Origin of the sequence: Bacteroides sp. AF25-5LB (assembly GCF_003602965.1) — a bacterium.
GTDB lineage: Bacteria > Bacteroidota > Bacteroidia > Bacteroidales > Bacteroidaceae > Bacteroides > Bacteroides uniformis.
Window position 1 is genome coordinate 21440 of the sequence record NZ_QTMC01000021.1, and the last position, 21305, is coordinate 42744.

Below are 21305 nucleotides of genomic sequence, written 5' to 3' on the forward strand. Positions count from 1 at the left end.
ATTATCGATTGTCATTTTTCAATTAATAAATTAAAGAAATGGAATATATATTGATATTTATCTCGGCAATCTTTGTAAACAACATCGTATTGTCGCAATTCTTGGGAATTTGCCCGTTCTTGGGAGTTTCCAAGAAAGTGGAGACTGCATTGGGCATGTCGGCAGCGGTGGCATTCGTGCTCACCATCGCCACCATCGTGACATTCCTTATTCAGAAGTATGTGCTCGACGCTTTTGATTTGGGCTATTTGCAGACTATTACCTTTATCCTGGTGATTGCCGCATTGGTGCAGATGGTAGAGATTATCCTGAAGAAAGTTTCTCCTTCTCTGTATCAGGCCTTGGGCGTGTTCCTGCCGTTGATTACTACCAACTGCTGTATTCTCGGTGTGGCCATCCTTGTTATCCAAAAAGATTATGATTTGCTGACGGGAGTGGTTTATGCATTCTCCACGGCACTTGGTTTCGGCTTGGCACTGACACTGTTTGCAGGCCTGCGCGAGCAAATGAGCCTGGTTAGTGTGCCGAAAGGTATGCAGGGCACTCCGATAGCTTTGATTACAGCCGGACTGCTGGCAATGGCATTCATGGGCTTTTCGGGGGTTGTGAAGATTTAAAGAAGAAAAACCGGAAATAAAGTGAAGGGGGGATAAGCTAAAATTTATCCCCCCTTTTTCTGTTTTTATTAATTTATTTCCTTACATTTGTGGCGTATTGATAACCTAAAAGCTAAATTGTCTATATTTAATATGAAAGAGAAAATTTTAGTTACGGGTGGAACCGGTTACATTGGTTCTCACACGGTGGTGGAACTTCAAAACGCAGGTTATGAAGTTGTTATTATTGATAATTTGTCAAACTCCAGCGCAGATGTTGTAGATAACATAGAGAAGGTATCGGGTATCCGTCCTGCATTCGAGAAATTGGATTGCTTGGATTATGCCGGTCTTGACGCTGTGTTTACCAAATATAAAGGCATTAAAGCCATCATTCACTTTGCAGCCAGCAAGGCCGTAGGTGAGTCTGTCCAGAAACCGTTGCTTTACTATCGTAATAACCTGGTTTCACTGATTAACCTGCTGGAACTGATGCCGAAGCATGGAGTGGAGGGTATCGTATTCTCTTCTTCCTGTACAGTTTACGGCCAGCCGGACGAGCTTCCGGTAACGGAAAAGGCACCTATCAAGAAAGCTGAGTCTCCGTATGGAAACACGAAGCAAATCAATGAAGAGATTGTACGTGATACGGTTGCTTCCGGTGCTCCGATAAACGCCATCTTGTTGCGTTACTTCAACCCGATAGGTGCACACCCCACAGCATTGCTGGGAGAATTGCCTAACGGTGTACCGCAGAACTTGATTCCTTATCTTACCCAGACCGCTATCGGCATCCGTGAGAAACTGAGCGTGTTTGGTGACGATTATGATACTCCCGACGGTTCTTGTATCCGCGACTTCATCAATGTAGTCGATTTGGCCAAAGCACACGTAGTGGCTATCCGCCGTATCTTGGAGAACAAGCAGAAGGAGAAAGTGGAAGTATTCAATATCGGTACAGGTCGTGGACTTTCCGTATTGGAACTGATTAATGCTTTCGAAAAGGCTACCGGTGTAAAACTGAACTATCAGATAGTAGGTCGGCGTGCCGGTGATATTGAGAAGGTATGGGCAAACCCGGAATTGGCAAACAATGAACTGGGTTGGAAGGCAGAAACAAGTATTGAAGATACTTTACTTTCTGCATGGAAATGGCAGTTGAAGCTTCGTGAACGAGGTATTCAATGACAAACTTTGAATTTGTGTTTTTTAACAAATAAGCAATAAACAAATGCCTCCCCGCATTTGTTTATAATGTGCAAATCAGCCTGAAGCTGTTTATGTATATGTGAATATCCGTAACTAGTACGTATGCCTCCCCGGCATAGACAGGTAAGATTGCATAGTAGTTTTGTCGTGTTTTATTTTGTGTTTGTGTTGTGAATAAGCCTTGTCGAGAGACAAGGCTTATTTTTTTGTATATTATATACGGAATCTTTATTGCCAATTCTGTGGTTTTTCATAAGATGGGTGGGCAATTCCTTTTCTTGCCAATTGTTAACTGACGTTATCATGTCTGTAGCAATTTGTTCCAATTGTAGTATTAATCGTTCAAAATAGTATTTTTTGTTCAAAAAATGCTATACACGGTAACAACTACATGCAAATTGTTTATACATTTGCGTTGTTGTTTATGTAACTATTGGGATGAACAAACCGTTGCTGACAAACGTTAATAGGTACGAGTACTTATATAGCTGACGAAAGACGCGACTTGGCTGATTTGTTTTAGAGGATACACGCGACTTACAACTTAGTATTGGGAAAAATAATTAAGGAAATATAGAATAAAAAAGATTGCTTATGTCACAGATTGTTGGACATATCTCACAGGTAATCGGACCTGTAGTAGACGTCTATTTCGAAGGAACGGAGGCAGAGATGATGTTGCCGAGTATTCACGACGCACTGGAAATAGAAAGGTCGAACGGAAAAAGACTGATTGTAGAGGTACAGCAACACATTGGTGAAAACACGGTGCGTACTGTTGCTATGGACAGTACGGACGGCCTGCAGAGAGGTATGAAAGTGCATCCGCTGGGAGGCCCCATCACCATGCCGATAGGTACACAAATCAAAGGCCGCCTGATGAACGTAGTGGGCGACTCTATCGACGGCATGAAGGAACTGGACCGTACCGGTGCTTATCCCATCCATCGCGAACCCCCTAAGTTTGAAGATTTGACTACCGTACAAGAGGTACTTTATACAGGCATCAAGGTTATCGACTTGCTGGAACCCTATAGCAAGGGCGGTAAAATCGGTCTGTTTGGTGGCGCCGGTGTAGGCAAGACAGTGCTTATCCAGGAACTCATCAATAATATTGCGAAGAAGCAGCACGGCTTCTCTGTGTTTGCCGGTGTAGGAGAACGTACACGTGAAGGCAACGACCTGCTGAGAGAAATGATTGAATCCGGTGTTATCCGTTACGGAGAAGAATTCAAGAAGAGCATGGAGGAGGGCCATTGGGATTTGTCCAAAGTAGATTATGACGAAGTGGCCAAATCACAAGTGTCTTTGATATTCGGTCAGATGAACGAACCTCCCGGTGCGCGTCAGTCCGTGGCATTGTCAGGGTTGACGGTAGCCGAGTCCTTCCGTGACATGGGAGCGGAGACGGACGGTCCGCGTGACATTCTGTTCTTCATTGATAATATCTTCCGTTTCACTCAAGCCGGTTCCGAGGTTTCGGCCTTGCTGGGCCGTATGCCTTCTGCCGTGGGTTATCAGCCGACACTGGCAACGGAAATGGGTGCCATGCAGGAGCGTATTACCTCTACGAGAAATGGTTCCATCACTTCCGTGCAGGCTGTATATGTGCCTGCCGATGACTTGACTGATCCGGCGCCTGCTACAACATTTACCCACCTCGATGCCACCACGGTGTTGAGCCGTAAGATTACCGAACTTGGTATTTATCCTGCTGTAGACCCGTTGGAATCCACTTCACGCATTCTTGACCCACACATCGTGGGGGTGGAACACTACGAAGTGGCACAACGTGTGAAACAAATATTGCAGCGCAACAAGGAATTGCAAGACATTATCTCCATCCTCGGTATGGAGGAGCTCTCTGATGCCGACCGTACGTTGGTGAACCGTGCGCGTCGTGTGCAGCGCTTCCTTTCACAGCCATTTGCCGTTGCCGAGCAGTTTACGGGTGTCCCCGGTACAATGGTTTCCATTGAGGATACTATCAAAGGCTTCAAGATGATTCTTGACGGAGAGGTGGACTACCTGCCCGAACCAGCTTTCTTGAATGTGGGAACCATTGAAGAAGCTATTGAGAAGGGTAAGAAACTACTGGAACAGGCAGGGGAAAAAACGATTAAAAATTAAAACTCTGGGAGCTTTGATAATGAAGAAGTTGCATTTGAATATTGTTTCACCGGAGAAGGAACTCTTCAACGGGGAAGTGGAAAGTGTTACATTGCCGGGCACTATGGGCTCTTTTTCTATCCTGCCGCAGCATGCACCGATTGTGTCATCGTTGGGAACGGGGACATTGGTTTACGCAACGGACGGTGAGGAACATGAGCTGGATATTCAAAGCGGATTCGTAGAGATGAGTAACGGAAGGGTTGCCGTCTGTATAGAACAGCAATAGGCAATTAAAAATAAGAAATTGAAGATTAAAGGTTGTTGGCGTGACTATTACTAAGAGAAACTACTTATTGCATACAGCGCTCTTGACGGTATTGATAGGAATTGTAGGCGGATGGACGTACTTTTCGATAAATCCGCATCACTATTTCGGCGGTTATCCGCTGATTCCGCTTTTCTTCTTTGTTTTCGGAATATTCATGATTAATATGACCGAAAGCTGCCGTCACCGGATGCCGGGACGAATGTTGCAGATTTATCTGCTGATGCGTGTGATGAGAATGCTGGTTTCCATGATTGTGATGCTGGTTTATTGCGTTGCAGTACGTGAGGAAGCCAGGGCGTTTCTGTTGACGTTTATAGCCAACTATCTGATATATTTGATTTATGATTCCTGGTTCTTCTTCACTTTCGAGGCGAACAAGAAACAGAAAAAGAAAAGTAACAATGAAAAGATTGCGTAACATACTGACTGTAGTTCTGTTGGCATTGGGCATGTTGCTACCCGCCACGGTGCGGGCTGAGAATACGGTGGACGTGAAGGAGATTGTCTTCGGGCATATCGGCGATTCTTACGAATGGCACATCACGACGTGGGGCGAAACTCACGTTACGATTCCCTTGCCGGTAATAGTGCATAGCTCTACCACCGGATGGCATGTCTTTCTATCCTCACGTCTGGAGGAGAACGGTGGAAGTTATGAAGGCTTTTCCATCGCTCCCGCAGGAAGCAAGTACGAAGGCAAGCTGGTGGAGCATGATGCCACCGGAAACGAAATACGCCCGTTGGATATCTCCATCACGAAGGTGACACTGGCTTTGCTCATCAACAGTGCATTGCTGCTTGTCATCATTTTAAGTGTGGCGCACTGGTATCGCAAGCACCCGCAGGGAAGTGCCGCTCCCGGTGGTTTCATCGGGTTTATGGAGATGTTTATCATGATGGTGAACGATGATATTATAAAGAGCTGTGTCGGTCCGAAGTACCGTAAATTCGCACCTTACTTGCTGACGGCCTTCTTCTTTATTTTCATCAATAACATTATGGGGCTGATTCCTTTCTTTCCCGGAGGGGCCAACGTGACGGGAAATATAGCCATTACGATGGTATTGGCCATCTGCACTTTCTTGGCCGTGAATATCTTTGGAACCAAGACCTATTGGAAAGATATCTTCTGGCCGGATGTGCCCTGGTGGCTGAAGGTGCCGGTCCCCATGATGCCGTTTATCGAGTTCTTCGGTATTTTTACCAAACCGTTTGCTTTGATGATACGTCTTTTTGCCAATATGCTGGCAGGACACATGGCAATGCTGGTGCTTACCTGCCTGATATTCATCTCGGCCAGTATGGGACCTGCTTTGAACGGAACGCTTACCGTGGCCTCGGTGCTGTTCAATATCTTTATGAATGCACTTGAATTGTTGGTTGCCTTTATCCAGGCATATGTGTTCACCATGCTGTCAGCCGTGTTCATCGGTCTGGCGCAGGAAGAGCATAAGGAGAAGGCGGTGAAATGATACGATTATTGGGAATATAAATATTAATAAAAATAACCATTTAAAAACTGAAAGTTATGTTACTATCTGTATTATTGCAAGCTGCTGCGGCAGGTGTGGGAGTTAGTAAACTGGGTGCAGCCATTGGTGCTGGTCTGGCTGTTATTGGTGCTGGTGTAGGTATCGGTAAAATCGGCGGTTCTGCCATGGAGGCCATTGCCCGTCAGCCGGAAGCATCCGGAGATATCCGTATGAACATGATTATTGCCGCTGCCTTGATTGAAGGTGTTGCTTTGTTGGCAGTAGTTGTGTGTTTATTGGTGTTCTTTTTATAATGTACAATCTACCATTTACGATTTACAATTTGTCCGTGCAGCATCACCGCGCAGCCAAATTGTAAATCGTAAATTGTCAAATCGTAAATAAAATTATGTCATTGTTATTACCCGATAGTGGTCTGCTGTTCTGGATGCTTCTTTCATTCGGTGTGGTGTTTGTGGTGCTTGCCAAGTACGGTTTTCCCGTTATCACCAAGATGGTGGAAGGTCGCAAGACCTACATCGACCAGTCTTTGGAAGTGGCACGCGAAGCAAATGCCCAGCTCTCCAAACTGAAAGAGGAGAGTGAAGCGTTGATTGCTGCTGCCAACAAAGAACAAGGACGCATTCTGCGGGAGGCGATGCATGAGCGTGACAAGATTATCGTCGAAGCACGCAAGCAGGCGGAAGCCGCCGCGCAGAAGGAGCTGGACGAAGTTAAAAAGCAGATACAGCAAGAGAAGGAAGAGGCCATCCGCGATATTCGCCGCCAGGTGGCAGTCTTGTCCGTAGATATAGCTGAGAAAATTATCCGCAAGAATCTGGACGAGAAACATGAGCAGATGGAGATGATAGACCGGATGCTGGATGAAGTGCTGGCCGCAAGTAGAAACAATTAATTCTCAAAGAAATGGATATAGGAATCGTTTCGATGCGTTATGCGAAAGCATTGATGGAATATGCCAAGAGTATGGGGGTAGAAGATACTCTGTACAAGGAGTTTTGTATGCTTGCCCGTAGCTTCAGGAAACATCCGGATTTGTGCATGGCATTGGAAAACCCCATCCTGACGATACGTGAGAAGTTCGCACTTATCTGTACCGCTGCTGTGGGGGATGCTCCTGCGGGCCGTGAGTTTGCGCGTTTCATGACCTTGGTGTTGAAGAACCGGCGGGAAAACTTTCTCCAGTACATCTGCCTGAGTTTTCTGGATTTGTACCGGAAAGACAAGCATATCGGTGTAGGAAAGCTGATAACAGCCGTTCCCGTCAGCCAGGAAGTGCGGGAGCGTATCCATAACAGTGCTTCCACCCTGCTGCATGCCAGCATGGAGCTGCAGACTGAAGTGGATCCCTCCATTGAAGGTGGTTTTATCTTCGACATCAACGACTTCCGTCTGGATGCCAGTATTGCTACGCAGCTTAAGAAAGTGAAACAGCAGTTTATTGATAAGAATAGAAGGATCGTATGATTTACGATTTGACAATTTACAATTTACTATTTAATAGTCTTGTGATGCGTAAGTTGTAGAGGTCAAAACGGTATATGATTCGGGTTCTTTCAAATAGTAAATAGTAAATCGTAAAATAGTAAATACTAAGATGTTGTCTGAAAATATAAAAGTAAGCGAAGTCTCCGATATTCTCCGCAAGCAACTGGAAGGGATTGACACCCGCGTACAGTTGGACGAGATTGGCACGGTACTGCAAGTCAGTGACGGTGTAGCCCGTATCTATGGGTTGCGCAATGCCGAAGCCAACGAGTTGTTGGAGTTCGACAACGGCATCAAGGCCATTGTGATGAACCTCGAAGAGGATAATGTGGGTGCTGTGTTGCTTGGCCCTACGGATAAAATCAAGGAAGGCTTCATTGTAAAGCGTACCAAGCGTATTGCTTCCATCATGGTGGGAGAGGGTATGCTGGGCCGTGTAATAGACCCTCTGGGTGCGCCGCTTGATGGCAAAGGACTGATAGGCGGAGAACTTTATGAAATGCCGTTGGAACGTAAGGCACCGGGAGTCATCTTCCGCCAGCCGGTGAATCAGCCGCTTCAGACCGGTCTGAAGGCTGTGGACGCCATGATACCTATTGGTCGCGGACAGCGTGAGCTGATTATCGGTGACCGCCAGACCGGTAAGACAGCCATTGCCATCGATACCATCATCAACCAGCGTGCCAATTTTGAAGCAGGTGATCCGGTATATTGCATTTATGTAGCCATTGGCCAGAAAGGTTCTACCGTAGCTTCTATTGTGAATACCCTGCACCAGTACGGTGCGATGGACTATACCATTGTGGTGGCTGCTACGGCGGGAGACCCGGCTGCATTGCAGTATTACGCTCCCTTTGCAGGGGCTGCCATCGGAGAGTATTTCCGTGATACCGGCCGTCATGCGCTGGTGGTCTATGACGACTTGTCCAAGCAGGCGGTGGCCTATCGTGAAGTGTCTCTGATTCTGCGCCGTCCGTCAGGACGTGAGGCCTATCCGGGTGATATTTTCTACCTGCACTCCCGTTTGCTGGAACGTGCGGCGAAGATTATCAGCCAGGAGGAAGTGGCACGCGAGATGAACGACCTGCCGGATAGTCTGAAAGGCAAGGTGAAAGGTGGTGGTTCGCTGACTGCATTGCCCATTATCGAAACTCAGGCAGGAGACGTGTCCGCCTATATCCCAACGAATGTGATTTCAATCACTGACGGGCAGATATTCCTTGATACGAATCTCTTCAACCAGGGTAACCGTCCGGCCATTGACGTGGGTATCTCCGTGAGCCGTGTGGGTGGCAATGCCCAAGTCAAGGCGATGAAGAAGGTGGCAGGTACATTGAAGATTGACCAGGCACAGTACCGTGAGCTGGAAGCATTTACCAAGTTCAGTGGTGATATGGACCCCGTGACGGCATTGACCATCGACAAGGGACAGAAGAATACGCGCCTGCTGGTACAGCCCCAATACAGTCCGATGCCGGTAGAAAAGCAGATTGCCATTCTTTATTGCGGCACACACGGCTTGTTGAGGGATATTCCTTTGGACAAGGTCAGCGAGTTTGAACGCAACTTCCTTGAGTCTCTTGAGATGAACTATCGCATGGAGGTACTCGACGTTTTAAAGACAGGTGTCATCAACGACGATGTCTGCAAAAAGATTGAGGAGACGGCAGAGGCGGTTGCAAGGCAATTCATGTAATGTACAATTAGACAATTTACAATTTACAATTTAGCTGCGCCATAACCCGCATGGCAAATTGTACATTGTACATTGTAAATCGTAAATAGATATATGGCTTCACTGAAAGAGGTAAAAAATAGAATAAGCTCCGTCAAGAGTACACGCCAGATAACATCGGCGATGAAGATGGTGGCATCTGCCAAACTGCACAAGGCGCAGGGGCGGATTGAGAATATGCTGCCTTATCAACGGAAGCTGAATGAGATTCTGACGAACTTTCTGCGTACGGATGCTTCCTTCGAGTCGCCCTATACCGAGAAAAGGCCCGTGACGAGGGTAGCGGTCGTGGCGTTTTCGTCCAATAGTTCCTTGTGCGGTGCATTCAACTCGAATGTGGCGAAGATGCTGGAACGGACTTTGGAAGGTTACCAGTCGCTGGGCAAGGAGAATATTCTGATATATCCCGTTGGGAGAAAGGTGGAGGAAGCTGTCAAGAAAATGGGATATGTGCCGCAAGGCAGCTATCAGTTGATGGCAGACAAGCCTTCGTACGTTGAAGCGTATGAGCTGGCGGAGAAGCTGATGCATGAGTTTGTGGAAAAGCAAATTGACCATGTGGAGCTGATTTACCACCACTTCAAATCGATGGGTTCGCAGGTGCTGCTTCGCGAGAATTATCTGCCCATTGACCTGACGCAAGTGGCGCAGGAGGCGGCAGAAGATGTACCGGAAGATGCCCGCAGTTTCAATAATGATTACATTGTGGAACCTTCCGTCGGCGAGTTGATAGCGGAACTTCTGCCAAAAGTGTTGAGTCAGAAGATATTTACCGTGCTTCTCGATTCCAATACTTCGGAACATGCTGCCCGTATGCTTGCCATGCAGACGGCGACAGACAATGCCAATGAGCTGATTCAGGATTTGACGAAACAGTATAACAAGAGCCGTCAGCAGGCCATTACGAATGAGCTGCTCGATATTATCGGCGGTAGCTTGAAATAGTCCGGATTGCCCCGTAAAGGGCTTTCTCAGGATGGGTACAAATAAATGGAATAATAGGACAAGGATAACGAAATAACCGCTATCTTTGTCCTATTATCATATATGGCTACTGATGAAATCCGTATCATTCTGAGAGAGAGCGGATTGGTTGAATAATAAACATATCCATGGAGAATAATCCCGAAATAGCGCTTGCATGGCAATTCATTGAAAACACAGGCACTCATCTTTTTTTGACCGGCAAGGCAGGTACCGGTAAGACAACTTTCCTGCGAAGACTGAAGGCAGAGAGTCCGAAACGGATGATTGTACTTGCGCCGACGGGAATTGCCGCTATCAATGCAGGCGGTGTCACCATCCACTCCTTTTTTCAAGTACCTTTCGCTCCTTATGTGCCCGAAAGCTCATTCAGCGCGGATGGCAAAGCATCTTACCGTTTCCGTTACGGGAAAGAGAAAATCAACATTATACGCAGTATAGATTTATTGGTCATCGATGAAATCAGTATGGTCCGTGCCGACTTGCTCGATTCGGTGGATGCCGTCTTGAGGCGGTTCCGCGACCGGAACAAACCTTTTGGCGGCGTGCAGTTGCTGATGATTGGCGACCTTCAGCAGCTTGCTCCCGTAGTGAAAGACGATGAGTGGCAGATGCTGCGCAAATACTATGACACGCCCTATTTCTTTTCCAGCCAGGCCTTGAAGCAGACGGAATATTGCACCATAGAGCTAAAGAAAGTCTATCGGCAGAACGATGGGACTTTTCTTGAATTACTGAACCGCATTCGCGAAAACCGTTGTGACGGACAAGTGCTGGAAGCCTTGAACCGCCGGTATATTCCCAATTTCGTACCTGATAAAGAAGAAGGATACATCCGCCTGGTGACCCACAATTATCAGGCCCAACGGATTAATGACCATGAGCTGGAACAACTTCCGGGACGCTCGTATGCCTTTCGCGCCAAGATTGACGGAAAGTTTCCCGAATATTCCTATCCTACGGATGAGGTGCTGGAACTGAAACGCGGTGCCCAGGTAATGTTTGTGAAGAACGACACCTCCGGCGAACACCGTTACTACAATGGCATGATTGGAGAGGTGACAGCCGTGTCGGCAGATGGAATTGAAGTGCGCAGCAAGGGAAGCGACGCTACCTTCTTACTTCAGGAGGAAGAGTGGACGAATGCCAAGTATGTGCTTGATGAGGAAACCAAGGAGATTACAGAAGATATTGAAGGAACATTCCGGCAGTATCCGTTGAAACTGGCTTGGGCAATTACCATCCACAAAAGCCAGGGACTGACGTTTGAACGTGCCGTGATTGATGCCAGCGCCTCCTTTGCGCATGGGCAGACGTATGTGGCCCTGAGCCGCTGCAAGACATTGGAGGGAGTGGTGCTCAGTGCCCCGCTTTCTGCAAGAGCCATAATCAATGACAATGCAGTGGAAACCTTCACGATGGAGGCACGGAGAAACGAGCCGGACGAGAAACGCTTCCGTTCCTTGCAGCAGACCTATTTCCTGGAACTGCTGTCGGGCTTGTTCGATTTCCAGCCCATGGAGCAGGCTTTGCGGCGGTATGTGCGGCTGATAGACGAGCACTTGTACAAGCTCTTTCCCAAGCAACTCGCAGCCTGCAAGGAGGAAGTGGAACGTTTTCACGACAAAGTGACGAAAGTGGCCCAGAAGTTCGGTATCCAGTATACCCGTCTGATTGATACTGCGCAGGACTATGCAGCCGACCCGACTTTGCAGGGGCGCATACACTCTGCCGCCACTTATTTTCAAGAGCAGTTGCAACCGCTGGATGCGGTGATGGCGAGTACGGTAACTTCCGACAATAAAGAGTTGAAGAAGAAGCTCCGGGATGCCATGGAGGAACTGGAGGCAATGTTTGACTTGAAGACTGATTTGCTGGATTATGTACTGGAGAATGGTTTCCATGTGGCAGGATACTTGAAGCAGAAAGCACTGCTTTCCATTGACGATTCGGCTTCGCAGAAGGGTAAAGGCAAAGGGAGAAGTGCTGCTGCCAAAGAAGGGCAGGGAAGCAGTAAGCAGGCTGATAAAGAGAAACGTCCGCGTGAGCGGAAACGCGATGCTGCGGCTGTTGAAGTACCCACGGATGTGTTGCATCCGGAACTTTACAACCGCTTGGTGGCATGGCGCAATGCAGAAGCTTCCGCATTAGGGTTGCCCGTATATACCGTCATTCAGCAGAAGGCAATTCTGGGTATCAGCAATCTGCTTCCTTCGGATAAGGCCATGCTTGTACGCATTCCGTATTTCGGAAAGAAAGGGGTGGAGAAATATGGAGATGTGATTCTGGAGATGGTACGTGTGTATCGCAAAGAGAAAGGACTGGCAGAGCCGGAGTTGCTGTAGTCGAATCTGCTGCCATCCGAACTTGCATTATTTACTATCCGAACATCAGCTTTATTCCTTCCTTCAGCGTATGCGGTCGATATCCCAGTTCCCGGCGTGCCTTTTCTATACTCAGCCCGCTGAAACGGGGACGTGGCGTCTTTTCATTCATCTCCTTCGTAGTGACGGGACGGATGAGCGAGCGATTCAGTCCCAATACGTCCGCTACCCGATAAGCGATGTCTGCAATGGTCAGGCACTCGCTGCCACAGAGGTGGTAGATGCCGTTTTGCGGGTGATTTATCAGCTTCTCCACTCCTTGCGACACGTCTCCCACGAAGGTGGGCGTACGCCATTGGTCGGACACGACGAACACTTCCTCATTGTTCCTTAATCTGTTTGCCACCAGTTGGAGCACATTGCCATGCTGTCCGGGCAGGGAGGCACCGTACACCACCACTACACGCACGATGGCATAATCCTTGCAAACGGCAGCGATACGTTTCTCACCTTCCAGTTTGGTGTAGCCGTAATAATTAACGGGAGCGGGAATATCCTCCTCCGTATAGGGTCGGTCCGTATCACCACCGAAAACGAAGTCGGTGGAAAGATGGATAAAACGGCTGCCTCCCGCCTCACAGCATTCTGCCAGATGCTCTACGGCAGTGATGTTGACGGCATCCGCTTCTGCATGGTGCGTTTCGCAATAATCGGGGACGGAGAGGGCGGAGGTATTGATTACAACATCCGGCTGTACTTCCTGGAAAAGCTTTTCCACCGCCTGGCGGTTGCATATATCCGTGCGGATAAAGCGATAGTTGCCCGAATGGGGACAGATGTCGTCGTGCAGGGAACAGCCCGTTGTCTGATAAGACAAGTTGCGGGACAAATCATCCAGGATGCGCCTGCCGGTAAAACCGTTGGCACCTATCACCAGTATTTTCTTTCTTGCCATTGACTTTGGTTGTTAAATGGTGTGGGCATCAATAGGGCACATGCCTGCCTTGCTGTACCTCGATGCGTATGCCAAAGGCTCCGTTGGCTGATTTCAGCTCGAACGCCCCTTTGAAATTGTTCTTTTCCCAAGGCAGTGCGGAAGGGTTGGGCACTTTCCAGCCGTCCTTGTCATATTCGCCGTACGTATGGATGCGCATGCCGTTCTTCAAAGTGAAACTTCCCATTTGCAGGTTGTCAGTAGAGCCCCAGAAGCCCGTCAGTCCGAAGGGATTCGAACTGAAATACCGGGAGTTGCTGAGTGAGAATATGTTCGAAAGGCCTTGTGAATAAGTCACGTTCGGGTTCAACCGGAAGATGCGGCTGTAGTCCTTGCTGGCATCCGGTATCTCCAAAGTGAATTTGGGAAGAGTGGGGGCAGACAGATTCATCAGCCCCATATCCAGCAGGAAGCCGTCGTAATTCTTCACGCCCGGCAGAAGCTCCTTTTCAGACGGAGACATGCCTTCGGGAGACGCTTCGCCATGTACTGCAGTACGTACCGTATCGGCAGGCATCTCGCTCTGTGCGCTGACGGATGACATGCCTGCAAGTAAAATGATGATGCAGAAGAAGATTCGTTTCATAGTTCTTTGTTCACAATTTCAGTTGCTGTCTGCCGCATAGGGGCGGACTGAACAAAGATACTCGTTTCCCTCTATTTCCGGAAATATCTTTGTATTATTTCTATTTCTTTATACGAATGGTAGGGGCGAAGACGGGCGAAGTCACCCATTTCATTTTGGTGGGGTCGTAGCTCCGTTCCAGGCCTCCGTTGAGGTCGAGCCAGTCCGTCACTTTCAGTTCCAGTACCATGCCATAACCGCTTTGCGGATACATCGGGTTCATATATCCATGAAAGGAGTTGCTTCTCCCGTAGCCCGAATACTGGCCGAAGGCATGCAGGCGCATGTAGGGATTGATGCGGTAGGATACGGAGGCATTGTAACCTACGTCCCATTGGGTACCCCGGGGGGCATCCCTTTTGGCATACCGGGCGCCGGCAATGGAGGAGGGGGTAGAGATGGAATAGTGGGCGGCATACACTCCGCCGCTCAGTTCCCAATGTCCGTCGGGACTGTAATAAGTAATTCCTGCGCCAGCCTGCATGATGGAGCCCATTGCAGGATAGGTGTTATGGCTGCCGTACATCGTCAGTACGACTTCCGGCGAGAGCAGGAAATCGGCGAAACGCTGGAAGTCCCATTCAAAGATGTTCTTCTGAAAGTGTATCTTCTTCATGTCCGTCCAGGGCAGGGGCTCCACATAGTCGGAGGGAGGGAGATGGAGATTTATCTCTTCCTGCTGTTCGCCCTGCAGACTTTGTTGGGGCTGGCTTTCATCAAGGCCCGTACGCTTGTTCTCTTTTGGAGAAAAGGGAATCTGCTCTTTCTTTACGGGAGGCCGGTTCTTTATTGTGTCTTCCGGAATCTCGCTCTGTGCATAGGCGCAGAGTGAGGAACAGATAAAAGTGATGAATAATAACTTTCTCATAAATAGTAGTTTAGTTTTAGTTTAGTTCACTATTAGTTTATATCCTATTCCCCGCACATTGACGATACGGATGCGCTCGTCTCCGGCCAGTTTATGCCGCAGTTTGGTGATGAACACATGCAGGCTGCGGGAGTTGAAGAAGCTGTCGTCTCCCCAGAGGTCGAGCAATACGTTCTGGGTGTTGACCACCTGGTTGCGGTTCTCGCAAAGGCGTTTCAGTATTTCGGACTCGCGGTGGGAGAGTTCCACTTCCGTATCCGCGTTAGGTGAAGTCGGGGTGCTGCCTGCAAAAGCAAGTCGTTGAGTGACGGAATTGAAACGGTAGTCACCGATTTCAAAAACGGTAGTTTCTTTGGGCTTTTCTTCTGTAAAGGAGAAAGCTTTGCCTACCAGGGCCTTTATGCGGATAATGAGTTCCTGCATTCCAAAAGGCTTTTTCAGGTAGTCGTTGGCACCCAGCTCAAACCCTTCCACCACATCGTTGATGGCGGAGCGGGCGGTAAGGAACAGTACCGGGGTCTGTTTGTCGGTCTGCCGGATGCGGCGCACCATTTCAAAGCCGTCCATGCGGGGCATCATCACGTCTGCCACCAGCACGTCGGGGCGGAGGTCGAAGAACTTGCGCAATCCCTCTTCACCGTCTGCTGCGGTGTGGATGATGAAGTTCTGCCCTTCCAATGTGTCCTTGATAATCATGGCGAGGGTCTGTTCGTCCTCAACCAGAAGTACGGTTATCTTTTCCATAATTGTCGCTTTTGTTACAAGTAATGTAAAGCTCCTTAACAAGTAATGTAAAGTACCCTAACAAATAATGTTATCATATCCTTATCGTAAAGGTACTTCCTTTTCCCAACTCACTCTTTACCGATACGCTGCCACCATGCTTCTCTATCATGGTCTTCACATAGAACAATCCCAGCCCATAGCCTTTCACATCGTGCAGATTACCCGTGGGTACGCGGTAGAATTTGTCGAAGATGTGCTTCTGCTTCTCGGGAGCAATACCGATACCGTGGTCGCTGACGGAGATTTCAGTCTGTTCATTCTGCCCTTCGACGGTTACCTTGCGGCAATGGATGGTCACTTCGGCTTCTCCATGCGAATATTTGATGGCGTTGTCTATCAGGTTGCTGATGATGTTGCTGAAATGCGTACGGTCGGCAAGTACGCTCAGATCTTCCGGTTCGATGTCCACCGATATATGGACGGAGCTTTCCGCTTTCAGCTTGTGTTGTTCGATGAGCGTTTCCAGAATATCACGTATTGCAAACTCCTCCGGGTGCAGGCGGAAAGTCCTGCGGCGTTCCATACTCATGGAAAGTATCTGTTCAACCAGTCCACTGAGGCGCTGAAGCTGTTCCTGGCAGATACGCAGGTATTTGTCGCGTTGGGCCTTTTCCTCCGCTTGGTTGAAGTTGAGCAGAGCGTCGTTGGCGGCATATGCTACGGCGATGGGGGTTTTCAGTTCGTGGGTGATGTTGTTGGTGAAATCGCTCTTCATCTCTTCCAGTGTCTTCTGTTTCAGGATGGTGCGTATCAAGAACCAGAAGGAGAAAGCGAGTACGATCAGAATAACGAATGATGTGGTGAGAATGCCCGACATCTGTCGCAAGACCAACATGCCGGCCGGTTCCATGATGAGACGGTAGCTTTGATTTGTATTGATGTCGAAAGAATAATTATATTCCACGGCTTTTGAGGTAGGCACATAGCCGGGGGTACCGATGTTTACCAATGTATCTATATAGAGAATGGTAGAGTCCCATTTGCTGCCTTTGTGAAGATGTAGCAGCCTATGGGGAAGATTGATGTTACGGTCGTGCAGGAATGAAGTCAGCAGGCTGTCATAAAGCACTACGTCGGGGTCGGAAATGATGTCCAGTCCCGAATGCAGTCCGCGCTGGAAGTAGGTGGCGAGTTCCAGCATACTGTTTTGGTCGCGCAAAATCACATCCAGTCTCTCTTTGGCACTCAATGCGGATTGGGGAGAGCTGTCTGAGTCCCTGACTGCTTCTTCCAGAGGCTCTCGGGCAGAATCGGCAGACATCCAACGGACTTTATCCGTTTCCCTGTACTGGTCGATGAAAAGCACACTGTCCTCTTTGGTGAGCAAAGGAACGTTCTTCCTGACACTGACTTCCACGCGGGTTGAATCGTTCGGGTGGGTCACGTAAACACTGTCTCCTTTGGGCATGAAGGTTTCGTGCAGGGTAGCGTTGTCCAAAGAATCTTCACGGGAGATGGTGGTACTGCTACGGACAAATGATTTTCCGTCATCGCTGTATCCGGCTGATACGCTGACTTCACCGTGGTTGATGTCGTCCTGCTTCATTTTATCCACGCGTATCATCATTTCGTTATAGTCGCTCATGCGCATGGCTTCGGTGATGTCCCTTTCCATTTCGCTGTGCATGGTATGGTAGAGCCCCGTCAGCCAGTAGGCTTGGTAGGCGAAGATACCGGCCAGGGAGACGATGACAAGTATGGCAATATATTTGAATGGCAGTTTCATGTTTGTTTCCGGTTACTTTTATACATACAAAGGTAAGATTAATATTGTGAAACCTATCATCCGATAAGACTAAATAACACTCCCGATAACACTGGATAACACTTGGTAAGCCGCTGATAACACAAGTTTCTGCTGATTCTGCCGTACTTTGCAGACGAAGATTTGCAGAAGAAGAATATAAACATAAATAAAAAGAAGAACATGAAACGATTCTATTTACTCCCTATTGTATGCTGTGCTTTGAGCATCAGCCTTTCGGCACAAGAGAACAACGGTACTGCAACCACCTCCGGTGCGGACGACAACCGCATCCTCAGCGCCGACAGCCTTATCACGACCGATGCCCGTCTGGACAGTCTTTATCAGACCTTGCCGGAAGTGATGATTACCGGTGAACGCCCCATCGTTAAGGCAGCGCAAGGCAAGCTGGTGTACGACCTGCCCCGCCTTATCCGGAACCTCCCTGTAGACAATGCCTACGATGCCGTGAAAGAGCTTCCCGGCGTCATCGAGATGAATGGCGGGCTGCAGTTGGCAGGCCAGGGAGTCACCGTTATCCTGGACGGCAAAGTAACCACCCTCAGCACAGAGCAGCTCTATTCCTTGCTGCGCAGCATCCCTGCCAGCCGCATAGAGAAGGCGGAAGTGATGTACAACGCCCCTGCACGCTACCAGGTGCGTGGCGCACTGATCAATATCACCCTGAAACAATCGGCAGGCGGCCCCGGCTCCTGGCAAGGCGAACTCTATGCCAAGTATCGCCAGAAGCATAACGAAGGCTTTGAGGAACGCGCCAGCCTGCTCTTCAGCAAAAATAAATTCTCAGCAGATTTTCTTTACTCGCACAGCCATGGCCGGGGCTACTCTACTACCGACAAAGAGGCTGTGCACACCCTGGCAGACGGCTCGGTTCACCCCATGACAACAGATGAGGTGGGCCGTGGCCGCAGCCATACCCATAATTTCAGGGTAGGGGCGGACTATAACATCGCCAAGGACCATCAGCTGAGTTTCGTCTATAACGGTGGCTATTCCACCTCCCACAACTGGAAGGGCGTGACGGGCACGCAGGTGTCCACAACTCATGGCAATAGCACCGACTGGCTGCACAACGGCCGTCTGGACTATCGTACCCCTTTCGGCCTCAAAGCCGGTGCCGAACTGACCTACTACCGTTCCCCGTCCGACCAGTTGCTGCATAGCCGCATGCAGGACGAGGAACTTGACTTCTACACCGAAGATTGCCAACGCATCAACCGATGGAAATTCTTTCTGGCCCAAGAGCATAGTCTGGGAAAAGGTTGGGATTTGAATTACGGAGCCATCTATACTACCAGCATCGACAACAGCTACCAATATTATTACGACCCCGAAACCGGCGAACAACTGACCTCCTCAGATGCCTTAAGCAATATGAAGTCCCGCCGCCGCGAACAGACCTGGAATATCTATGCAGGTTTCAGCAAGAGTTTCGGCGACAAACTCGCTTTGGACGCTTCCCTGGCTGTGGAGCATTACAAGACTCCCGTCTGGAACCAGTGGGACTGGTATCCCATCGTCAACTTGAACTATATGCCGGCACCGGGACATATCCTTCAGCTCTCTCTGAGCAGCGACAAGGACTATCCCGACTACTGGGCGGTGCAGGATGCCGTCTCTTACATCGGCGGTGGATACTCTGAGCTGCATGGTAATCCGTTGCTGAAACCGGCACAAGAGTATGAGCTGAAAATGACCTATATTTTGAAGAGCAAATACATCTTCAGCGCCTGGTTCAACCACACCAAGGACTACTCTGTACAGACACTCTACCAATCCTCCGAACGTCTGGTTGAAATCTACAAGACACTCAATTTTGATTATCAGCAACAAGCAGGAATACAAGCCTCTATCCCATTTAAGGTGAAGGATTGGTTGAATTCTCGCCTTACCCTCATAGGCTTGTGGCACCGCGAAAAGGATGGTGATTTCTGGGATATTCCTTTCGACAGAAAGCAATGCTATGGCATTGCCCAGATGAGCAATACTTTTACTCTCTCCACCAAACCCGACTTGAAGCTGACGGTGACCGGCTTTGTGCATAGTAAAGCCATTCAGGGTATTTACGACCTGCCTACGTCGGGCAATGTGAATATTGCCCTGCGCTACGGCTTTGCCAAGAACAAAGCCATCCTCAACCTCTACTGCAACGATATTTTTGAGACGGGACAGATTTCTCCCCGCATCCGTTTCAAGACGCAGAATGTGACGAATCATTACTCATGCTTCCGCGAATTCGGCGTATCGTTTACCTATAAATTCGGAGGATATAAGGAGAAGCAACGGGAGGCGGTGGATACGTCGCGGTTCAAATAAAAAGTAATTATTCGCTGAATAGTTACAATAAAAAAGGTCGATGTTAAATATGAATAAAAGGGGTTACGATATTTTCGTAATTCCTTTTATTCTTAGTATCATTGTTCATTGTTAATCAAAATCGATAAAGGATATGAACTGCAGGAAGGTAGTAAGCGCTGTATTTCTGTTATTAGTAAGCGTTTGTATGCAGGCGCAAGGTACTTGTGTCATTGAAGGAAAAGTAAAGAATGTGAAGCAAGGAGTCTGCCTGAATCTATTTCGGATGGAAGGAGACGTGGGAAACAGTATTGCAACAGATACCCTTCAGGGAGACAGTTTTCGTTTTGAAATACCTATCTCTAAAACAGATACAGAACGTTTGAGTTTGATGATTCGTGACGGTAATCTGTATAGTATGGGATTGTCCCTTTGGGCTAAGGAAGGTTCCCATATCCGCTTGACGGGCGAGGATATGAACATCTACACCTGGCAGGTGGAAAGTGAAATGCCGCAACAGAAGATATGGCAGCTTTTTGTAAACGATTCACGGGATTTATGGAACCATAATCAGGAGAATAGAATGGAGCACATGCGATTGATGCGCAAATATCCCCGGAAACCGGATGATAAGGAGGTGTTGGCAAAGGTCGTTGCTCTACGTGACAGCTTGGAGAAAGTAGAAAATGATTTGGATATCCGCATAGATTCCAATGTTATAGCCCGCATGAAGCAGTTGCCGATAGAGGAGGTATGGATGGATAAACTGAAAAGTCTGGCGATAGGGGTGAGGTACACCAAGGGATATCCCTATCGCAAAGAAGTAGAGGAGTTATATGCCAGACTTACCGATGAACAGCGCAAGACACCGGAAGCTCTGGATATCCGGGCATATCTATTTCCTGCCCAGACGGTTGCTACCCAAGAGCAAGCTGCGGATGGTGACTTGTTTGACTTGCAAGGAAACGTACACCGCTTGTCCGATTTCAAAGGAAAAGCGGTGCTGATAGATTTCTGGAGCCGTGGTTGCGGTCCTTGCCTCAAGGCTTTGCCGGAGATGAAGGAAATCAGCCAAAAGTATAAAGACCGTTTGGAGGTAGTAAGTATAAGCATTGATGACAAAACAAATTGGGAGATAGCTTCGCGCCATCATGCCATCAGTTGGTGGAACTTGAATGACTTGAAAGGCAATCACGGATTGTATGCCAAGTATAGCGCAGGCTCCATTCCCCGCTATGTGTTTTTATCTCCGGAGGGAGAGGTTGTAGAGATGTGGTCCGGTTACGGGAAAGGCAGTTTGTTGGAGAAACTGGGGAAACTGATGGAATAATAATCAGATTATTCCCGTTCTCTAATGAAACTTTCATGCAATGCGACAGGACCGTAATGCCAATATTTGGTGTTTTCCTTTTCAAGCAATTGAACAGACTGACTTTGGAGGGTAGCAATAAATATAGGTTATTGTCTGTAATTTCTCTATTCATAGTATACCTCCTCTGCTTTAATATAATTGAGATACGTTAGTGCCTCTATTGTAACACTCCGTATCTGTCAAACAACTCCATTACCTCCCTTCCCTGCATAGAGTTCTTCTTTTTATACTGCTCTATGCAGAACGAGATGAAATAAGCAACATCCAATTCAGATTTATTCATAAGATGAACCACGTTTCTGTCTCTTGTAAATGTAATAAAAGTATTTCT

At 48.2% G+C, this 21305-nt stretch carries 20 protein-coding genes; 14 read left to right on the forward strand and 6 right to left on the reverse strand.

Annotation, left to right across the window (positions count from 1 at the left end):
- Window positions 1-38 precede the first annotated feature (38 nt).
- The 12 genes from rsxA (at window position 39) to DWY57_RS18255 (ending at window position 12290) form a co-directional block, all read left to right on the forward strand.
- On the forward strand, window positions 39-617 hold the full coding sequence (gene rsxA / locus DWY57_RS18200) for an electron transport complex subunit RsxA (protein WP_008663551.1): 579 nt from the start codon (window positions 39-41) through the stop codon (window positions 615-617).
- 132 nt (window positions 618-749) lie between these two features.
- Complete coding sequence (gene galE / locus DWY57_RS18205) at window positions 750-1784, forward strand: UDP-glucose 4-epimerase GalE (protein ID WP_025833837.1); 1035 nt, start codon at window positions 750-752, stop codon at window positions 1782-1784.
- Window positions 1785-2399: 615 nt separating this feature from the next.
- Window positions 2400-3935 carry a F0F1 ATP synthase subunit beta gene (gene atpD, locus DWY57_RS18210; RefSeq protein WP_119962209.1) on the forward strand — a complete coding sequence of 512 codons (1536 nt, stop codon included), beginning with the start codon at window positions 2400-2402 and terminating at the stop codon, window positions 3933-3935.
- Between the two features lie 19 nt (window positions 3936-3954).
- Entirely contained in the window at window positions 3955-4203 is a 249-nt protein-coding gene (gene atpC, locus DWY57_RS18215; RefSeq protein ID WP_117599579.1) for an ATP synthase F1 subunit epsilon, read from the forward strand.
- Between the two features lie 40 nt (window positions 4204-4243).
- Window positions 4244-4663 carry a hypothetical protein gene (locus DWY57_RS18220; RefSeq protein WP_119962210.1) on the forward strand — a complete coding sequence of 140 codons (420 nt, stop codon included), beginning with the start codon at window positions 4244-4246 and terminating at the stop codon, window positions 4661-4663.
- Window positions 4647-5717: a F0F1 ATP synthase subunit A gene (gene atpB, locus DWY57_RS18225; protein WP_119962211.1), complete on the forward strand. Its 1071-nt coding sequence runs from the start codon at window positions 4647-4649 to the stop codon at window positions 5715-5717. Before DWY57_RS18220 ends, atpB begins: the two co-directional genes overlap by 17 nt.
- 56 nt (window positions 5718-5773) lie before the next feature.
- On the forward strand, window positions 5774-6031 hold the full coding sequence (atpE, locus tag DWY57_RS18230) for an ATP synthase F0 subunit C (RefSeq protein ID WP_005829122.1): 258 nt from the start codon (window positions 5774-5776) through the stop codon (window positions 6029-6031).
- 95 nt (window positions 6032-6126) lie between these two features.
- Window positions 6127-6633, forward strand: a complete 507-nt coding sequence (gene atpF, locus DWY57_RS18235) for a F0F1 ATP synthase subunit B (protein WP_005829120.1) — start codon at window positions 6127-6129, stop codon at window positions 6631-6633.
- An 11-nt stretch (window positions 6634-6644) separates the two neighbouring features.
- Window positions 6645-7205: a F0F1 ATP synthase subunit delta gene (locus DWY57_RS18240; RefSeq protein WP_119962212.1), complete on the forward strand. Its 561-nt coding sequence runs from the start codon at window positions 6645-6647 to the stop codon at window positions 7203-7205.
- A 133-nt stretch (window positions 7206-7338) separates the two neighbouring features.
- Entirely contained in the window at window positions 7339-8922 is a 1584-nt protein-coding gene (gene atpA, locus DWY57_RS18245) for a F0F1 ATP synthase subunit alpha (RefSeq protein WP_117599733.1), read from the forward strand.
- Between the two features lie 93 nt (window positions 8923-9015).
- A complete protein-coding gene (locus DWY57_RS18250) occupies window positions 9016-9906 on the forward strand; it encodes a F0F1 ATP synthase subunit gamma (protein ID WP_117599583.1) in 891 nt (296 codons plus the stop codon).
- Window positions 9907-10073: 167 nt separating this feature from the next.
- A complete protein-coding gene (locus DWY57_RS18255) occupies window positions 10074-12290 on the forward strand; it encodes an AAA family ATPase (RefSeq protein ID WP_119962213.1) in 2217 nt (738 codons plus the stop codon).
- A gap of 34 nt (window positions 12291-12324) precedes the next feature.
- On the opposite strand, the gene DWY57_RS18260 is transcribed toward DWY57_RS18255, so the two are convergent.
- The 5 genes from DWY57_RS18260 to DWY57_RS18280 all read right to left on the reverse strand — a co-directional run bounded on the left by DWY57_RS18260 (window position 12325) and on the right by DWY57_RS18280 (window position 17268).
- On the reverse strand, window positions 12325-13224 hold the full coding sequence (locus DWY57_RS18260) for an SDR family oxidoreductase (protein WP_117599585.1): 900 nt from the start codon (window positions 13222-13224) through the stop codon (window positions 12325-12327).
- A gap of 28 nt (window positions 13225-13252) precedes the next feature.
- The gene (locus DWY57_RS18265; RefSeq protein WP_119962214.1) at window positions 13253-13849 is read right to left on the reverse strand and encodes an occludin; all 597 of its coding nucleotides are present in this window, start codon (window positions 13847-13849) and stop codon (window positions 13253-13255) included.
- A 100-nt stretch (window positions 13850-13949) separates the two neighbouring features.
- Window positions 13950-14756 carry a hypothetical protein gene (locus DWY57_RS18270; RefSeq protein WP_117599587.1) on the reverse strand — a complete coding sequence of 269 codons (807 nt, stop codon included), beginning with the start codon at window positions 14754-14756 and terminating at the stop codon, window positions 13950-13952.
- A gap of 21 nt (window positions 14757-14777) precedes the next feature.
- The gene (locus DWY57_RS18275; RefSeq protein WP_005829101.1) at window positions 14778-15500 is read right to left on the reverse strand and encodes a response regulator transcription factor; all 723 of its coding nucleotides are present in this window, start codon (window positions 15498-15500) and stop codon (window positions 14778-14780) included.
- Between the two features lie 73 nt (window positions 15501-15573).
- Window positions 15574-17268: a HAMP domain-containing sensor histidine kinase gene (locus DWY57_RS18280; protein ID WP_119962215.1), complete on the reverse strand. Its 1695-nt coding sequence runs from the start codon at window positions 17266-17268 to the stop codon at window positions 15574-15576.
- Window positions 17269-17469: 201 nt separating this feature from the next.
- On the opposite strand from DWY57_RS18280, the gene DWY57_RS18285 reads away from it, so the two are divergent.
- Window positions 17470-19623, forward strand: coding sequence for an outer membrane beta-barrel family protein (locus tag DWY57_RS18285; RefSeq protein WP_117599734.1), 2154 nt, complete (start codon window positions 17470-17472; stop codon window positions 19621-19623).
- Window positions 19624-19756: 133 nt separating this feature from the next.
- Window positions 19757-20932, forward strand: coding sequence for a TlpA disulfide reductase family protein (locus tag DWY57_RS18290; protein ID WP_222615000.1), 1176 nt, complete (start codon window positions 19757-19759; stop codon window positions 20930-20932).
- A gap of 199 nt (window positions 20933-21131) precedes the next feature.
- Here DWY57_RS18290 and DWY57_RS21570 read toward each other — a convergent pair whose 3' ends face one another.
- Window positions 21132-21257 carry a DUF3791 domain-containing protein gene (locus DWY57_RS21570; protein WP_119962217.1) on the reverse strand — a complete coding sequence of 42 codons (126 nt, stop codon included), beginning with the start codon at window positions 21255-21257 and terminating at the stop codon, window positions 21132-21134.
- Window positions 21258-21305 lie beyond the last annotated feature (48 nt).

Excerpts from the sequence above, each read along its gene's own strand:
- atpC (WP_117599579.1), top strand. The coding sequence starts at position 3,955 with ATGAAGAAGTTGCATTTGAATATTGTTTCACCGGAGAAGGAACTCTTC.
- DWY57_RS18265 (WP_119962214.1), bottom strand. The coding sequence starts at position 13,849 with ATGAAACGAATCTTCTTCTGCATCATCATTTTACTTGCAGGCATGTCA.
- DWY57_RS18280 (WP_119962215.1), bottom strand. The coding sequence starts at position 17,268 with ATGAAACTGCCATTCAAATATATTGCCATACTTGTCATCGTCTCCCTG.
- DWY57_RS18240 (WP_119962212.1), top strand. The coding sequence starts at position 6,645 with ATGGATATAGGAATCGTTTCGATGCGTTATGCGAAAGCATTGATGGAA.
- DWY57_RS18255 (WP_119962213.1), top strand. The coding sequence starts at position 10,074 with ATGGAGAATAATCCCGAAATAGCGCTTGCATGGCAATTCATTGAAAAC.
- atpE (WP_005829122.1), top strand. The coding sequence starts at position 5,774 with ATGTTACTATCTGTATTATTGCAAGCTGCTGCGGCAGGTGTGGGAGTT.
- atpD (WP_119962209.1), top strand. The coding sequence starts at position 2,400 with ATGTCACAGATTGTTGGACATATCTCACAGGTAATCGGACCTGTAGTA.
- atpB (WP_119962211.1), top strand. The coding sequence starts at position 4,647 with ATGAAAAGATTGCGTAACATACTGACTGTAGTTCTGTTGGCATTGGGC.
- DWY57_RS21570 (WP_119962217.1), bottom strand. The coding sequence starts at position 21,257 with ATGAATAAATCTGAATTGGATGTTGCTTATTTCATCTCGTTCTGCATA.
- galE (WP_025833837.1), top strand. The coding sequence starts at position 750 with ATGAAAGAGAAAATTTTAGTTACGGGTGGAACCGGTTACATTGGTTCT.
- DWY57_RS18260 (WP_117599585.1), bottom strand. The coding sequence starts at position 13,224 with ATGGCAAGAAAGAAAATACTGGTGATAGGTGCCAACGGTTTTACCGGC.
- DWY57_RS18250 (WP_117599583.1), top strand. The coding sequence starts at position 9,016 with ATGGCTTCACTGAAAGAGGTAAAAAATAGAATAAGCTCCGTCAAGAGT.
- rsxA (WP_008663551.1), top strand. The coding sequence starts at position 39 with ATGGAATATATATTGATATTTATCTCGGCAATCTTTGTAAACAACATC.
- DWY57_RS18285 (WP_117599734.1), top strand. The coding sequence starts at position 17,470 with ATGAAACGATTCTATTTACTCCCTATTGTATGCTGTGCTTTGAGCATC.
- DWY57_RS18275 (WP_005829101.1), bottom strand. The coding sequence starts at position 15,500 with ATGGAAAAGATAACCGTACTTCTGGTTGAGGACGAACAGACCCTCGCC.
- DWY57_RS18270 (WP_117599587.1), bottom strand. The coding sequence starts at position 14,756 with ATGAGAAAGTTATTATTCATCACTTTTATCTGTTCCTCACTCTGCGCC.
- DWY57_RS18290 (WP_222615000.1), top strand. The coding sequence starts at position 19,757 with ATGAACTGCAGGAAGGTAGTAAGCGCTGTATTTCTGTTATTAGTAAGC.
- atpF (WP_005829120.1), top strand. The coding sequence starts at position 6,127 with ATGTCATTGTTATTACCCGATAGTGGTCTGCTGTTCTGGATGCTTCTT.